This is a genomic window from Caulobacter sp., from assembly GCF_049283275.1.
Lineage (GTDB): Bacteria > Pseudomonadota > Alphaproteobacteria > Caulobacterales > Caulobacteraceae > Caulobacter.
The window spans coordinates 1-14,966 of record NZ_JBAPVS010000262.1 but is presented as its reverse complement, the minus strand read 5'-3'; the positions used below and the strand labels follow the sequence as shown (position 1 = coordinate 14,966).

The window sequence follows — 14,966 nt, the reverse complement described above, 5'->3', positions numbered from 1 at the left end:
GCCTTCATCGGCGGCGGCGCGGCCCTGGCCGCCGGCCTGGCGGGCCTGGCCTATGTCGGGCGCGACACGCTCTTGCGGGTGGGGGTCAACACCGCGGTGGGCGAGCGCCGCACCGTAACCTTGCCGGACGGCAGCTCGGTGGAGCTCAACACCGACACCCGTCTGGCCTGGCGCTTCGACGGCAAGGCCCGCAAGCTGTGGCTCGACCGCGGGGAAGCGGCCTTGACCATCGCCGTCGACGACACCCGGCCCTTTCTGCTGATGGCCGCCCAGGCGGTGACCCATTTGACGTCGGGTCAGTTCAACGCCCGTCTTCGGTCAGGGGCGCTAGACCTGATCGTCCTGGCCGGCCGCGCGGCGGTGCGGACCGCGGCCGGCGCCGCTCAGGCCGAGGTGAGCGCTCCCGGGGACCCGCGCCGGGTGCTCGAGATCGGGCCGTCGCGGATCGCGGGCGCCCCCTTGGCTGAGGCGCAGGCGCAGAACGTCCAGGCCTGGCGCCGCGGCGAGATCGTCTTCGACGGCCAGCCGTTGTCGGCCGCGGTTGAGGAATATAATCGCTACCTGACCAAGAAGATCGTCATCGGTGACCCCTCGGTGGGGGCGCTGCGGCTGGGCGGGCGGTTCCTGACCGGCGACCCCGAAAGCTTCCTCACCGCCCTGAAATATTCGTTCGGTCTACGGATCATCGACGACGAACAGTCAAGAATTCTTCTTAAAACCACATAGCGGTTTTCCAGGCTCCGCCCGTCTTGTCTTGCGAACCGCCGATGTCCGGCGAACAAAACGGGGGACTATCCGATGTTGAAGACCTGGGCGCCGCGCGTGGGCGCGTTCGCATTGCTGGCCACGACCGCTCTGGTTCCGGTTCAGGCCGCCATGGCGCAGACCGCGACCGCCGAGCGGATCACCTTCAGCATTCCCGCCGGCGACACCGCCCAGGCCCTGACCACCTTTTCGCGCCAGGCCGGCGTGCAGTTGATGTTCCCCTTCGAGGCGGCCGCCAAGCACGCCAGTCCGGCGGTCAAGGGATCGTACAGCCGCGAGCAGGCCCTGCGGATGTTGATCGCCGACAGCGGTCTGGAAGTGGCTTCCGCCGACGCCAGCGTCATCACCCTGCGTGAGCGCGCCGACGCCGGCCCTTTGGCCGCGAACCCGGTCGACGTGATTGACGAACTGATCGTCACCGCCCGGGCCGGTTCGGACGCCCGCACGCGGCTGGCCACCAGCTACGCCGTCACCACCCTGAACGAAGAGACCCTGCGCATGCGCGCGCCGATGGGCGTCGCCGACGCGCTGAAATCGGTGCCCGGATTCTGGGTGGAGGCCTCGGGCGGCGAGGCCAGCGCCAATATCCGCGCCCGCGGCATCCCGCAGGAGGGCTTCTCGGCCATCGCCCTGCAGGAGGACGGCGCGCCCGTGCAGCATGACGGCGGCCTGGGCTATCTCAACGCCGACCAGTCGTTCCGCCTCGACGAGACCATCGACCGCATCGAGGTGGTGCGCGGCGGGCCGTCGTCGATCTTCGCTTCCTACGCCCCCGGCGGCACGGTCAATTTCATCACCCGTAAGGGCGGCGACACTCCCGAGGGCCTGATCAAGGCCCAGGTCAGCGACTACGGCCTCAAGCGGGTCGACGCCTGGTACGGCGGCCCGGTCGCCGGCTGGCGTCTCGGCGTCGGCGGCTTCTATCGCCAGGACGACGGCGTCCGCGATCCCGGCTTCACCGCCAACAAGGGCTATCAGGTGCGGGTTTCGGCCGGCCGCGACTTCGAGCGCGGCAGCATCGACTTCAACATCAAGCACCTGGACGACAACGTCATCCTGTTCGCCGGGGTGCCGCTGAAGTTCAACGCCGACGGCGAGCCCAGCGACGCCCCCGGCTTCGACGCGCTGAAGGGCACCCTGGCCGGTCCCGAGACCGCCAAGCTGACCCTGCGCGGCCCCAAGGGCCCGTTCGACTGGGATCTGACCCGCGGCACCGAGGTCAAGCTGACCCAGGCGACCGCCGCCCTGACCTATGAGATCCTCGACGGCTGGAAGCTCACCGACACCCTGCGTTATCGGACCTCGGAGTCCAAGCGCATCGGCCTGTTCCCCAACACCCCGGTGATCGCGACCGATCGCCTCGCCCAGTACCGCGCCGCCCTGCTGGCGGCGACGCCGGGGGCCACCGACGTTCAGCTGCGCTACGCCACCTCGCCCAGCCAGGTGTTCGACACCGCCGGCGCCGGCCAGAACGGCAACGGTCGGGTGATCGACGGCTCGCTGCGCTATGTCTCCGTGCCGCTCGACGAGCTGATCAACGACGCGCGCCTGCTGCACAAGTTCGAGGTCGGCGGTCAAACCCACGACGTCGCCCTGGGCGTCTACACCGCCCATGTGGAGGAAGCGTTCAATCGCTATTCGGCCAATGTCCTGCTCGACATGCGTGACAACGCCCGCCGTCTGGACCTGGTGGCCGTCAACGCCGGCGGCCAAGTGCTGTCCAGCCTCACCGAGAACGGCGTCACCCGCTACGGCGCCGAATTCGCCAATGGCGATGGCAAGTCCAACACCACGGCCCTGTATCTGACCGACGAATGGAGCCTGACCCCGTCCCTGCGCGTCGACGCCGGCGTCCGCTGGGAGAAGACCGAGTTCACCGGCCGCAGCGAGCGCAGCGCGACGATCAATCTGGGCCAGTCGCCGACGGCGGCCGACGACACGGTGCTGGCCGGAACCGGCGTCTATGACCGCTTCAAGCGCAAGTTCGATCACACCGGCTGGACGCTCGGCCTCGACTATCGGCTGACGCCGCGGATGGGGGTCTTCGCCCGCTACACCTCGGCCTTCCGCCTGCCGTCCCTGGGCGACTACATCACCAACGCCACCAATGTCGCGCCGTTCGTGCAGACCATGGACCTGGTCGAGGGGGGCTATAAGTGGTCGACGCCCAAGGCCGATCTCTACGCCACTGTCTTCCACACCGCCTATGACGCGCTCAGCTTCGGCAGCCTGGTTTTCAACCCCGCCACCGGCGGCTACGTCCAGCAGACCAGCATCACCGACACCAAGACCCTGGGCCTGGAGCTGGAAGGCACGCTGCGCCCGCTGGATTGGTTCGACCTGGGCTTCAGCGCCACGATCCAGGACCCGAAATTCGGCGACTACAAGTTCGAGGAGACCTGCAGCGTCTCGGCCAGCGATCCCACCTGCCAGGTCAAGCCGCCGGCCGCCACCGCCAGCCGCACCCGCGACTTCACCGGCAACCAGCTGATCCGCGTGCCCAAGACCTCGTTCCGCCTGACCCCGGGCGTCAATCTGCTGGACCGCCGGCTGCGGCTGGAAGCCAGCGTCGAACGCTATGACGACCGCTATTCCGATGCCGCCAACACCTCGAAACTGTCGGCCTACACCCTGGTCAACGCCACGGTGCGCTTCAACGTCACCGATCAGCTGTCGTTCTATGTCTACGGCAACAACCTGACCGACGAGCTCGGTCTGACCGAGGGCAATCCCCGCGCCGGCCAGATCATCAGCGGCGAGGCCGGGTCGCTGTACGGCATCGGTCGGCCGGAGTTCGGTCGCAACGTCCGCGCCGCCGTTCTGTACCGCTTCTAGTCCAAGTCCTCCCCTCGACTGGGCGGCCGGTTGACGCCGGCCGCCCGTTTTTCTTCCGAGGCCGCCCATGCGCTTCCTGTTGCTGATGCTCGCCTGGCTGATCGCCGTTCCGGCCCTGGCCGATCCACGCGCGCCGGACCTGGTGCTGCGTGGCCAGATCACCGGCGTCGACCACCAGACCTACAAGCCGGTGGCCTTCGAGGTTCCCGCGGGCGTCACCCGCCTGACCATCGTCTTCGATCATACCGGCCAGGACCAGAAGACCGTCGTCGACCTGGGCCTGCTGGACGCCGAGCGCTTTCGCGGCTGGAGCGGCGGCAACAAGACCGAGTTCACCCTGGCCACCGAGGACGCCACGCCCAGTTTCCTGCCCGGACCGATCCGGCCTGGGCGCTGGACCCTGCTGCTGGGGATCCCCAACGCCCGGCCAACGACCGTGGCCACGTTCGAGGCCAAGGTGTTCTTCGACCGCCGGGACCTTGGTCAGGGCTTCACCGCCGCGCCCTTGGCCGGGCCCGGCTGGTATCGCGGCGACCTGCACATGCACACCGCCCACAGCGATGGATCCTGCCCGTCGCAGTCCGGAGCCCGGGTCCCGTGCCCGGTCTACCGCACCGCCCAGGCCGCCGCCGCGCGTGGGTTGGACTTCATCGCCATCACCGATCACAACACCACAGCCCAGTACGAGGCGATGCGGGAGCTGCAGCCCGCCTTCGACCGCCTTCTGCTGATCCCGGGTCGCGAGATCACCACCTTCCAGGGTCACGCCAATGTCTTTGGCCCCACGGCGGACATCGATTTTCGCCTGGGTGATCCGGCCGTTCCCGACATCAAAAGCCTGGCGCGGGCCGTCGCCAAGGCGGGCGGGCTGATGTCGATCAACCATCCGGCCTTGCCGTCGGGCGAGATCTGCATGGGTTGCGGCTGGACGGCCGCCAACACCGACGGCACCCTGTTCGGCGCCGTCGAGATCATCAATGGCGGAGCGGTGCGGGCCAGCGGCGGCTCGGCCGAGGGGCCGTTGTCCGGCGTGCCGTTCTGGGAGACGCGGCTCAACGCCGGTCTGCACCTGACCGGCGTCGGCGGCAGCGACAATCACGACGCCTCGCTGCCGGCGACGACCCCCGGCGCCGTCGGCTCGCCGACCACCGTGGTCCACGCCCAGGCGCTGTCGACGCCGGCCATCGTCCAGGGCCTGAGGGAAGGGCGGGTGTTCGTCGATCTCGACACCGCGCCGGACCATAGGCTCGACCTGCACGCCACTCGCGGCGACCAGACCGCCGACATGGGCGGACGCCTGACCGCCGGGGCCGGGGAGGTCGTCACCTTCGTCGTCCAGGTCGCCGGCGTCACCGACGGCCGCGTCGAGGTGGTGCGCGACGGCAAGGTCGCCGCCGTCGATCTGATCGCCACCGCCGATCCCCAGGCCCGTCTGTTCAAGATCGTCAGCACCGGCCGACGCGGCTGGGTGCGGGTCAATGTCCGCGCCGTCGACGGCCGGCTGCTGATGATCGGCAATCCGATCTATCTCAACTGAGCACCGGCTGCTGGTCTTTGAACTTGTTCCAGTGCTCGAAGTCGAAGGTCGGCCTCGGCGCGGCATGACGGACCATGGCTCGCCCTGGTCGCGGGTGACCGTGACGGGCGACGGCGGCTGGAGGCCAGGCCGCTTGTCCGGCGCTTGAAGCGGTGGCCACCCCGCCGCGCGCCGACGACGGGTCTTCGAGAGTTGATCACCATCAATTGGCAGGCGACGGCGAGGTGGAGAATGAGGGTCGCGCCAGATCGGCCGTCCTTCTTATGGAGCTTCACGCGTGACCACCCAAGCCAAGGTCCAGACCTAAATGCTGGCGATGGCCCTAGAGGGCGGGCGACTGGCTCCCGCTCTTCGACACACGCCCAGGCCCGGGCCGGGCGAAGTCCTGATCCGGGTGCGGACCTGCGGCGTCTGCCGCACCGATCTGCATCTCCTGGACGGCGATCTCCCCGCTCGGGAAGGCCTCATTCCAGGTCACGAGATCGTCGGCATCGTGCAGGCGCTCGGGCAGGGCGTGACGACCCTCGCCCTGGGGCAACGCGTTGGAGTTCCGTGGCTCGGCGGCGCCTGCGGGCGCTGCCGTTTCTGTCGTCAGGGCGCGGAAAACCTCTGCGATCGCGCCCAGTTCACGGGCTGGACGCGCGACGGCGGCTATGCGGAAATGACGGTCGCGGATGCACGCTTCTGCCTGGCCTTGCCCGATGAGCTCGGGGACGTCGAAGCCGCGCCGCTGCTCTGCGCCGGCCTGATCGGTTTTCGCGCCTGGCGCAAGGCGATGGAGGGGCGGGTCGTCGATCGGCTGGGTCTCTATGGTTTTGGGGCCGCTGCTCACCTTCTGGCGCAGCTTGCGGTCGCCGAGGGGCAGAAGGTCTACGCCTTCACCAAACCCGACGATCTGGCCGCGCAAAATCTCGCGCTCGACCTGGGCTGCCTGTGGGCGGGAGCCTCGGACGCCGCTCCGCCCGAGCTTCTGGACGCCGCTATCCTGTTCGCGCCGGTCGGCGCCCTGGTGCCGCTGGCCCTGAAGGCGGTCCGCAAGGGCGGCGCGGTGGTGTGCGCGGGGATTCACATGAGCCAGATTCCGGCGCTCGACTATGCCGATCTGTGGGGCGAGCGAGCCTTGATGTCGGTGGCCAACCTCACCCGCGCCGACGCTGAGGATTACCTTCCGCGCGCCGCGGCCGCGCGCGTTCGGCCTCACACGAAGGTCTACGGTCTGCGACAGGCCGCCGAGGCGCTCGCCGACTTGCGCGCCGGCGCCATCACCGGGGCTGCGGTGTTGCGGATCGACCCGCCGCTATGATCGTCCGGACGTGGGGCGGGCGCGGCTCCGGCGGCGCTGCTCTAGAGTCTCGGCCCGAAGGCCAGGCTAGGCGAGCGTGGGCGCGAACAGGTCGTCCAGGCGCGTGCGAACCTGGTCCAGCATGTCGGCCACCGACTCCTCGGTGATATTGGACACGATGGAGCCAAAGTGCTCGTGGCCGAGCACCCGCAATCCGCAGACGCCCGATAGGTGCAAGTCGAACACCGTCATCAGGGCCTTCAAGGCCCCGGTGCTGTTCACCCAGTGCTCGGGCGCGCCGGAGGTCGAGAAGCTGAGAAGGGTCTTGTCGTCGAGCAGCGATTGCGCGCCGCCCGCGCTCGGCGCGTAGCCGAAGCCCATGCTGAAGACCCGATCGACATAGCCTTTCAGAATGGCGGGCGGCGCGTTGAACCAGAAGGGATAGACGAAGATGAAGCTGTCGACGTCGCCGATCAGCCCGCGTTCGGCGACGATGTCGGCGGCGGGCTGCGCGCCCGATTGCGAGGGCAACTCCTCGGCTTTCAGCCGGGGGTCGAAATCCAGCCCATAGAGATCGCGCAGGATCACGTCGTGGTTGGTCGCGCGCAGATGCTCGACGCAGGTTCGGGCGATGGCCGCGCAGAAGCTGGTGGGCTTGGGGTGGGCCAGGATGACGGCGTGTTTCATGGGGGCTCCCAACAGCGACGGGCTGATCCGCAGCAGGGTAGTGGCCGGAACGGACGCCGAATTGATCCAGATCAGGGAGCGCGGCGCGGCCTGGCCGATCTTCTCGCCTGCGGGAGGCGACAATGATCACGATGGTCAAGATCTCAGCTATGGCGGCCGGCGGCGCGTGCGTCCGGTTCCTGGTGATCGCGTCATGACCCCGATCCTGTCCTTCCACGGCGCCGCCGGCTGCGTCACCGGCTCGTGCGCGCGCCTGCAAACCCAGGACGCCACGATCCTGATCGACTGCGGCATGTTCCAAGGCTCCAAGACCCTCAAGGCGCTGAACTATGGCGAGTTTCCCTTCGATCCCAGTCAGATCGACGCTGTTCTGCTGACGCACGCCCATGTCGACCATTGCGGCCTGTTGCCCAAGCTGATGCTGGCTGGCTTCGAAGGGCCGATCTATGCGACGGCGGCGACCCGCGACCTCTGCGCGGTAATGCTGGCCGACGCCGGCGGCATCCAGGAAGGCGAGGTGGCGGCGCTCAACCGGCGCAACCAGAGGCGAGGCCTGGCCCCCGTGGAGCCAATCTACACGGAAGCCGACGCGGCTCGAGTCATGAGCCAGTTTCGAAAGGTCAAGCTGGGCGAGCCGGTGGCGATCGCCCCGGACCTGTCGGCGGTTTATTGGGAGGCGGGCCATATCCTGGGCTCGGCCTCGATCGAGGTCGCCGTCGGTCCCGCCGGAGCGCGGAAGCGGTTGCTGTTCTCGGGCGACCTGGGGGCCGGCGGCAGCGACTTTGTCGCCGATCCGCAAGGTCCCGAAGGCGTCGATCATCTGATCCTGGAATCGACCTATGGCGACCGCGAGCGCACGGCCGTCAGCGGCGCCGCCCGCCGCGCGGCCCTGGCCGAGGAACTGAAGGCGGCGTACGCCGCGGGCGGACCGCTGCTCATCCCGGCCTTCGCGCTGGAACGCAGTCAGGAACTGCTGGTCGATATCCTGCAGCTGATGGAGGACGGGCAGGCGCCGCGTGGCGACATCTTCCTGGATTCACCCCTGGCGATCGAAGCCTCGAAGGTTTTCATCGAGCGGGGCTGGAACCCCGCCCTTCAGCGCAATCCGTTCGACCCGGTGCGTCCCTCCGAACACCTGCGCTTCCTGGCCAAGCCATGGGACAGCGACGGACTGGAACGTCTCTCTGGCTGGCATGTGATCCTGGCGGCCAGCGGCATGTGCGACGCGGGCCGGGTGCGCAAGCATCTCAAGCGGCTTCTGTGGCGCAAGGAGACAACCGTGCTCCTTTGCGGATTCCAGGCGGCCGGCACGCTGGGCCGGCTCCTGGCCGACGGAGCGCCGCGGGTCAGCATTCAGGGCGACGAGGTGCGGGTTCGCGCGCGGGTGCGCCAGCTCGACGCCTATTCCGCCCATGCCGACGCGGTGGGCCTGACCCGGTGGGCGCTGGATCGGGCGCCGGTGGCCGGTTCGGTCTTGCTGGCCCACGGCGAGCCGGACTCCGCCGCCGGACTGCGCGATCGCCTGGTCGCCGCCGGCTTCGACGCCGAGGCGATCCTGATCCCGGACCTGGACGACGCCTTCGACCTGGGGGAAGGGCGCGCCGTCCCTCGACAGCCGTCGCCGGCGCGACTGCCGCCCCATGCGGCGGCCAAGCTCGACTGGCACAATCATCGGGTCGCCTTCCAGATGGCGCTCAACGCCGCGCTGGACACGGCCCGCGACGATGCGGCGCGCGAAGCGCTGCTGCGCCGCCTGACCGCGGTGGTCGATGCTGTCGACGCGCCCGCGGTTCCCGACGCGCCGCTTCGAACTTGACCCAGGTCAAGACGGCCCGGCGGCAAAGCGCGTCTGCTGGGCGCGCCACCCCCTCATCTTTCGCAAGGCAGGACAATGTCGGCTCGTAAGATCAAGACGCTCGCCCGCGATGGCCGCGACGCATTCGAAAACCTCACCGATCATCTCAAGACGATGGTCGATCAACTGGGCAAGGACGCCGGCGACACGGCGTCCGTCAGCGCCGTGGCTCTGGGCCACGCGGCCATCGAACTGGTCAGCGACATCCAGGCTAAGCTGGATCGCCTCGAGACCGCGGCTGAACGACAGGTCCGGCGCCACCCGCGCCAGGCCCTGGGCGCCACCGCGGCAGGAGCGGCCCTGGTCGCGGCCGCCGTCGCCGGCCTGATCACCTACGCCGTGACCCGCCGCTCCGACGACGCCTAGCGGCCAAAACCTTTCAACCTGACGAGGCGGAGAGCACGTGACGGGCGCCAGCGGTTTGAACGAGGCGGAGGCGGCGCGCCGTCTCGCCCTGGTCGGGCCCAATCAGTTCGATCCGCCGCGCACGCGCTCGCTGACGCAGATCGTGCTGGCGACCCTGCGCGAACCGATGTTCGGCCTGCTGCTGGTCGCATCAGGCCTCTATCTGGCGCTTGGCGATCTTGCCGAGGGGCTGCTGCTGACCCTGGCCGCCGTCGCCACCATTGTTCAGGTGATTTTCCAGGAAGCGCGCAGCGAACGGGCGCTCAAGGCGCTGCGCGACCTGGCCGAACCCATGGTCCGACTGGTGCGCGACGGGCGCGAGCGCCAGGCGCCGTCGCGCTCGCTCGTGCCCGGCGACGTCGTCCTGGTGGGGGAGGGCCAGCGCGTTCCCGCCGACGGCCGACTGATCGACGGCGAGCTGCTGACCATCGACGAGGCGGCCCTGACGGGGGAATCGGTTCCGGTCCAGCGCGCCCCGGGCCCTGCCGGCGAGCCTTCGAGCGCGATCTTCGCGGGCACGCTGATCGTCTCGGGGCAGGGGGTGGCCGAGGTGACCGCCACGGGCCCGAGGACCGCGATCGGCGCGATCGGCGCGGCCCTGGCGACGCTGGAGACCACGGGAGCGCCGCTGCAGAAGGCCATCGCCAGGCTCGTGGGATGGCTTGGCCTGGGCGCGGGTCTCTTCTGTCTTCTTGTTATGGTCGCCTATGGACTGACGCGAGGCGACTGGCTGGAGGCGGCGCTGGCCGGTGTGACGGTCGCGATCGCCATGATCCCGGAAGAGTTTCCGATGGTCCTGGCGATCTTCATGGCGCTCGGGGCCTGGCGGCTTGGCCGGCACAATGTGCTGGTTCGCCGCGGCGCGGTGATCGAGACCCTGGGCGGCGCCACCGTGCTCTGCATCGACAAGACCGGCACCCTGACCGAAAACCGCATGACGGTCGCGGCGCTGTGGGCGGAGGGCGCGCGGATTTCGCTCGACCAGGACGGGGCCGCGCCCGAGCCCTTGCTGGCGGCCGCAAGCCTGGCCTGCGCGCCGCGCCCGGTCGATCCGATGGATCGCGCCCTGGTCGCCGTGGCGCGCCCGTCCGCCGATCTGCGGCTGGAGCGGGTTTGGCCCTTGCGAACCGAGCGCCTGGCCGTGGTCCAGGCGTGGCGTCGAGCCGATCAGCGCCTGATTGTGGCCGCCAAGGGGGCTCCGGAAGCGATTTTCGCCCTGTGCCGTCTTGCGCCCGTCGAGACGGCGCCTCTTCGCACGGCGCTTGAAGCCCTGGCGCTCGAGGGTTTGCGGGTGCTGGCCGTCGCCGAGGCGATCGCGGTCGGCGAGGCGCCCGAGGCCCCGGAAGCCGTCGACTTCGTCTTTCGCGGCCTGGTCGGGTTCGCCGACCCGTTGCGGGACGACGCCGTCGCCGCCGTAAGCGAGGCGCGGGCGGCCGGCGTCAAGGTGATGATGATCACCGGCGACTATCCGGCCACGGCCCTGAACATCGCCCGCCAGGCCGGGCTGGACGTGGGGGCCGGCGTGCTGACCGGCCAGGACATCGCCCGGCTTGATCCGGCCGCCCTGCGCGCGCGCCTGGCGGACGTGCGGGTCTTCGCCCGCATACGCCCGGAACAGAAGCTGGCCCTGGTCGAAGCGCTGAAGGCCAATGGCGAGGTCGTCGCCATGACCGGAGACGGAGTCAACGATGCGCCGGCCCTGGAGGCGGCCCACATCGGCATCGCCATGGGACGGCGCGGGACGGACGTGGCGCGCGAGGCCGCGGACCTGATCCTGCTAGACGACAGTCTGGCCTCGATCGTTGGCGGCGTTCGGCTGGGCCGAAGGATTTACAACAACCTGAGGCGCGCCCTGACCTATGTCACCGCCATCCATGTGCCGATCGCGGGCCTGGCCCTGGCGCCGGTGCTGCTGGGGGCGCCGCCGATGCTGTTTCCGGTTCAGGTGGTGTTTCTCGAGCTGGTCATCGATCCGGTCTGCTCTCTGGTCTTCGAGGGCGAGCCCAGCGACCGCGACAGCATGCGCCGACCGCCGCGTTCGCCCCGGGCGAGCTTGTTCGGGCCCCGACAGATCGTCCATGGGGCGCTTCAGGGCCTTTTGATTTTAGCCGTCGTACTGGCGCTCTATCTTTGGGGATTGAGCTGGCTGCCCGCCGCCCAGGCGCGGGCCGGCGCCTTCGCGGGGCTGGTGGTCGCCAACCTGACCCTGGCGCTGACCGACGCCACGGGGCGCGACAGCCGTCTGCTCGACGCGCGGCGCTGGGTGTTCTGGACCATCGCCGCGACGGCCGGGGCCATCCTCCTGCTGGTGCTGCTGACCCCCGGTCTGGCGGGGCTCTTTCGCATGGCCGCGCCGCCCGCCGGATTCGCGACGATCTGCGTCGTGGCCGGCCTCGTGGCGGCCGGCTGGGCCTGGCTGCCGAGAATATTGCGACGGTCTGATCCAGATCAAGCCGCGCCGCGCGCCGCGGACTGACATAGCGGTCGAAAGGAGCCTTCCCATGGCTTTCAAGGACATTCTGCTGCAGCTGGACAGCTATCCTGAGCCGACCTCGTCCATCGTGATCGAACGAGGCGTCTGGTGGGCGCGGCATCTGGGCGCGACGCTGACCGCCCTGGCGATCGACATCGAGATTCCCCTCCACAGCAACAGGATCGCCGACTATCTGATCGGGTTGACGGATTTGGCGCGCGCCGAGGAAGCCAAGTCCGCCCGCCAGGGTCAGGATGTGCTGGCCCAGGCGGCGGCCAGCGCGCTCTCGGCGCAGGTGGAGTTCCTGGCCCAGACCCATCGAGCCCACCTCTACGATGTCGGCGACCATGTCGCCCGGATGGCAAGAACCCGCGACCTGTGCATCGTGCCGCTCAGCGGGCGGTTCGACGAACAGCAGGGCGTGGTGAGAAACCTGGTTTTCGGGTCGGGGCGGCCAACCCTGATCCTGGACGAGGCCGCCGTGGCGGCCAGGCCCGGCGGCGCGACGCGGGTGGTGGTCTGCTGGGACGGCGGTCCGAGCGCCGCGCGGGCCTTGGCCGACAGCCTCCCGATTCTGGCCAAGGCCGAACACGTCACCGTGCTGACCATTTGCGGCGACAAGCCCGGGGTTGACGAGCATTCGGGGCAGGACGTGGCGCGCCACCTGCGCAGCCACGGCGTCTCGGCCGAGGTCAAGGCGCTGGCCGCCGACCATGGCTCGGCGGGAAAGACGATAGAGCGCTACGTCCGTCAGTTCGACGCCGATCTGCTGGTGATGGGCGCCTTCGGTCACACACGGCTGCGCGATTTCGTGCTCGGCGGCGCCACCGAACATCTGCTGCAGGCGCCCCCGACCGCGCTTTGGATGGCGCACGCCTGAGCGTCGGCACCGCCGCTAGACCTCGACCGGCTCGAGGCGCCAATCCTGACGTACGGCGAACAGCTGGATCCGGCCTGGGGGCGATCCATAGTCGATCAGCGACACCCACTGCGGCGTGAACCGCAACAGGACCACGGCGTGGCCTGGGGGATGCGGGTCGAAGCGGGCGAACTCGGGGGTTCCCCAAATCTTTCGATTGAGCGCCTGCACCCAGAGCGGATCGTCGATGACGGCCGCGCGGCCGGCCAGGGAAAGGCCTTGCGGGGGACCGTCGTGATCGCCGCCGATCGCGATCGAGACCCGCGGGTCGGCGGCGATATTGGCCCGTTTCTGGCTCTCCTGCGCCACCAGGAAATAGAGCGACAGGCCATCGGCCAGGTAGTTGACCAAGGTCGTCTGCGGCCACCCGTCGGGGCGCAGCGTCGCCACGCTCATCAGGTGGTGACGGGCCAGGATGGACTTGACCCTGGCCTCCGCGGATGGGGGCTGGTCTGGGGGTTCGGCGGTGGGAGGGTTTTGGTCTTCGACCATGAGGGCCTCCTTTGGGCCGCCTAGGCCAGGGCGGCGACCAGGTGAGCCATGCGCTCGGGCGCGGCGACGCGAAACCGCCGGCAGCTCTCCAAGGCCACCAGGCCGTCGGCCTGCAGTTGGGTGATCATACGCGATACGGTCTCGATCGTCAGGCCCAGATGGTCGGCCATGTCTTGGCGGCTCATGGCCAGATCGTTCCAGACCTGACCCTGGCGCTCGGCTACGTCCGACAGGAACCCAGCCACCCGCTCATAGGCGCTCTTGCGGGCCAGCAGCATCATGTGGTCCTGGGCCCGGCCCAGCTCCTGACCGGTGGCGCGCCAGATCAGGCGCTCCAGTCGCTCTCCGGCCTCGCCATAGTGTTTGAGGACCGAGCGCTTGGCCACCAGGACCCGGCTGTCGCAGAGGGCCTCGGCCGAGGCGCGATGGGTGGGGCCGGTCTCCAGGCCAAAAAGATCGCCCGGATAGTAGAAGCCCGCGATCTGGCGCCGTCCGTCGCCGAGCAGGCGGGAGGCGCGAACTGCGCCGCGCTGGACCTGGTAGACCATGTCGGTCTCCTCATCCTGGGCGTAGATTTCCTCCCCACCGAGGTAGGTCATGGTCACGCCGATCGCGCCGAACACCTCGCTGGGCGAGGTCCGCTGAACGTGCGGAGGGGTAAAGGCGGCATAGTCTTGAACCAAGGCGGGCATCGACATTGCGCGTTTCCTTGAGCGGCTGGCCTAAGGGATAGGTGAACGGTCCCTGGCCGCCCATTGGGATGTTTACGTAGTCGCGCCGCCCGCATGGCGCGCCTGTCCTCCGTACAAATCCGGATACCGAGGCCCTCGCGCCGCGCCTAGCGTCCGGGTTCGCGGGATTCATGGAGGTGACGATGAAAACGGTTTTGCTGCTCGTGCATGACGATCCCGGCCAGGAGGCGCGCCTGCAGGCGGCCCTTGACCTGACGCGCGCCCTGGGGGGGCGCCTTCGCTGCGTGGACGTCACGCCGGTCATCACCTTCGCGGGCGACTATGACGGGGCGGCTCAAGGCCTGATCCTGGCCGAGGAACGCAAGGTCGAGGCCGCCAATCGCCTCGCGCTCGAGACTCGCCTGGCCCATGAGCAAACCCCTTGGGACTGGGTCGATGTCACCGGCGAGATGGCGCGTTGCCTCATGCGCGAGGCCGGGCTGGCCGACCTGATCGTCGTCAACTGCAAGCGCGACCGCCTATTCGACGTGGAGCCGCGCGGCGTTGTCAGTGAAGTCGTCATCGAGGCGCGTTGCCCGGTGGTCGCGGTTCCAGACAATGTCCGCGGCATCGACGTCACCGGTCCGGTGGTGATCGCCTGGGATGGTTCATCGTCGGTGATGGCCACCCTGCGGGCCGCCACGCCCTTGTTGAGGCTGGCCTCGGAGGTCGGGCTCGTCACGGTGGGCGATCCCGAGGGTGTTCCGGCCGAGGCGGCGGCGGTCTATTTGTCGCGTCATGACATTCACGCCGCCCTGCAGCCTCTGACGGCCAAGGGCGCCAAGCCCGACGCCCAGATCCTCGAAGCCTGCGCCGCCGCCGGCGCAGGCTATTGCCTGATGGGCGCATACGGTCACGGGCGCCGAAGGGAAGAACTGTTTGGCGGGGTGACGCGACGCATGCTGGACGCCGCGCAGCTTCCATTGCTGCTGGGCCGCTGAGCCAAGCCGCGCGCCTTGCCCCGCGGCGGTCCGCCGTGCGGGGC

The 14,966-nt window shown here is 69.2% G+C and carries 12 protein-coding genes; 9 read left to right on the top strand and 3 right to left on the bottom strand.

The window, feature by feature from the left end:
- The 4 genes from WAL33_RS14725 to WAL33_RS14710 all read left to right on the top strand — a co-directional run.
- Positions 1–726 (top strand): FecR family protein (locus tag WAL33_RS14725; protein ID WP_422182268.1); only part of this gene is annotated, 726 nt, incomplete at its 5' end.
- A gap of 72 nt (positions 727–798) precedes the next feature.
- On the top strand, positions 799–3,600 hold the full coding sequence (locus WAL33_RS14720) for a TonB-dependent receptor domain-containing protein (protein WP_422182267.1): 2,802 nt from the start codon (positions 799–801) through the stop codon (positions 3,598–3,600).
- Positions 3,601–3,667: 67 nt separating this feature from the next.
- Positions 3,668–5,137, top strand: coding sequence for a CehA/McbA family metallohydrolase (locus WAL33_RS14715; protein ID WP_422182266.1), 1,470 nt, complete (start codon positions 3,668–3,670; stop codon positions 5,135–5,137).
- Between the two features lie 307 nt (positions 5,138–5,444).
- Complete coding sequence (locus WAL33_RS14710) at positions 5,445–6,440, top strand: zinc-binding alcohol dehydrogenase family protein (protein WP_422182265.1); 996 nt, start codon at positions 5,445–5,447, stop codon at positions 6,438–6,440.
- A 66-nt stretch (positions 6,441–6,506) separates the two neighbouring features.
- On the opposite strand, the gene WAL33_RS14705 is transcribed toward WAL33_RS14710, so the two are convergent.
- Positions 6,507–7,106 (bottom strand): NAD(P)H-dependent oxidoreductase, encoded by a 600-nt coding sequence (locus tag WAL33_RS14705; RefSeq protein WP_422182264.1) that lies wholly within the window; start codon positions 7,104–7,106, stop codon positions 6,507–6,509.
- On the opposite strand from WAL33_RS14705, the gene WAL33_RS14700 reads away from it, so the two are divergent.
- The 4 genes from WAL33_RS14700 (at position 7,105) to WAL33_RS14685 (ending at position 12,719) form a co-directional block, all read left to right on the top strand.
- The gene (locus tag WAL33_RS14700) at positions 7,105–8,922 is read left to right on the top strand and encodes an MBL fold metallo-hydrolase (protein WP_422182263.1); all 1,818 of its coding nucleotides are present in this window, start codon (positions 7,105–7,107) and stop codon (positions 8,920–8,922) included. The two genes, WAL33_RS14705 and WAL33_RS14700, sit on opposite strands and share 2 nt — an antisense overlap.
- 75 nt (positions 8,923–8,997) lie before the next feature.
- Positions 8,998–9,327 (top strand): hypothetical protein, encoded by a 330-nt coding sequence (locus tag WAL33_RS14695; RefSeq protein WP_422182262.1) that lies wholly within the window; start codon positions 8,998–9,000, stop codon positions 9,325–9,327.
- A 37-nt stretch (positions 9,328–9,364) separates the two neighbouring features.
- Complete coding sequence (locus WAL33_RS14690) at positions 9,365–11,842, top strand: cation-translocating P-type ATPase (RefSeq protein ID WP_422182261.1); 2,478 nt, start codon at positions 9,365–9,367, stop codon at positions 11,840–11,842.
- A 25-nt stretch (positions 11,843–11,867) separates the two neighbouring features.
- A complete protein-coding gene (locus tag WAL33_RS14685) occupies positions 11,868–12,719 on the top strand; it encodes a universal stress protein (RefSeq protein ID WP_422182260.1) in 852 nt (283 codons plus the stop codon).
- A gap of 15 nt (positions 12,720–12,734) precedes the next feature.
- On the opposite strand, the gene WAL33_RS14680 is transcribed toward WAL33_RS14685, so the two are convergent.
- Together WAL33_RS14680 and WAL33_RS14675 are read right to left on the bottom strand one after the other, a co-directional pair.
- Positions 12,735–13,250 (bottom strand): pyridoxamine 5'-phosphate oxidase family protein, encoded by a 516-nt coding sequence (locus WAL33_RS14680; RefSeq protein ID WP_422182259.1) that lies wholly within the window; start codon positions 13,248–13,250, stop codon positions 12,735–12,737.
- A 20-nt stretch (positions 13,251–13,270) separates the two neighbouring features.
- Positions 13,271–13,948, bottom strand: coding sequence for a helix-turn-helix domain-containing protein (locus WAL33_RS14675; RefSeq protein ID WP_422182258.1), 678 nt, complete (start codon positions 13,946–13,948; stop codon positions 13,271–13,273).
- 176 nt (positions 13,949–14,124) lie between these two features.
- Here WAL33_RS14675 and WAL33_RS14670 point away from each other — a divergent pair, with 176 nt between their 5' ends.
- Entirely contained in the window at positions 14,125–14,922 is a 798-nt protein-coding gene (locus WAL33_RS14670; protein WP_422182257.1) for a universal stress protein, read from the top strand.
- Positions 14,923–14,966: the final 44 nt, after the last annotated feature.

What these genes read in the sequence shown, in the direction of transcription:
- WAL33_RS14720 (WP_422182267.1), top strand. Translation starts at nt 799, where the DNA reads ATGTTGAAGACCTGGGCGCCGCGCGTGGGCGCGTTCGCATTGCTGGCC.
- WAL33_RS14715 (WP_422182266.1), top strand. Translation starts at nt 3,668, where the DNA reads ATGCGCTTCCTGTTGCTGATGCTCGCCTGGCTGATCGCCGTTCCGGCC.
- WAL33_RS14710 (WP_422182265.1), top strand. Translation starts at nt 5,445, where the DNA reads ATGCTGGCGATGGCCCTAGAGGGCGGGCGACTGGCTCCCGCTCTTCGA.
- WAL33_RS14700 (WP_422182263.1), top strand. Translation starts at nt 7,105, where the DNA reads ATGGGGGCTCCCAACAGCGACGGGCTGATCCGCAGCAGGGTAGTGGCC.
- WAL33_RS14705 (WP_422182264.1), bottom strand. Translation starts at nt 7,106, where the DNA reads ATGAAACACGCCGTCATCCTGGCCCACCCCAAGCCCACCAGCTTCTGC.
- WAL33_RS14695 (WP_422182262.1), top strand. Translation starts at nt 8,998, where the DNA reads ATGTCGGCTCGTAAGATCAAGACGCTCGCCCGCGATGGCCGCGACGCA.
- WAL33_RS14685 (WP_422182260.1), top strand. Translation starts at nt 11,868, where the DNA reads ATGGCTTTCAAGGACATTCTGCTGCAGCTGGACAGCTATCCTGAGCCG.
- WAL33_RS14680 (WP_422182259.1), bottom strand. Translation starts at nt 13,250, where the DNA reads ATGGTCGAAGACCAAAACCCTCCCACCGCCGAACCCCCAGACCAGCCC.
- WAL33_RS14675 (WP_422182258.1), bottom strand. Translation starts at nt 13,948, where the DNA reads ATGTCGATGCCCGCCTTGGTTCAAGACTATGCCGCCTTTACCCCTCCG.
- WAL33_RS14670 (WP_422182257.1), top strand. Translation starts at nt 14,125, where the DNA reads ATGAAAACGGTTTTGCTGCTCGTGCATGACGATCCCGGCCAGGAGGCG.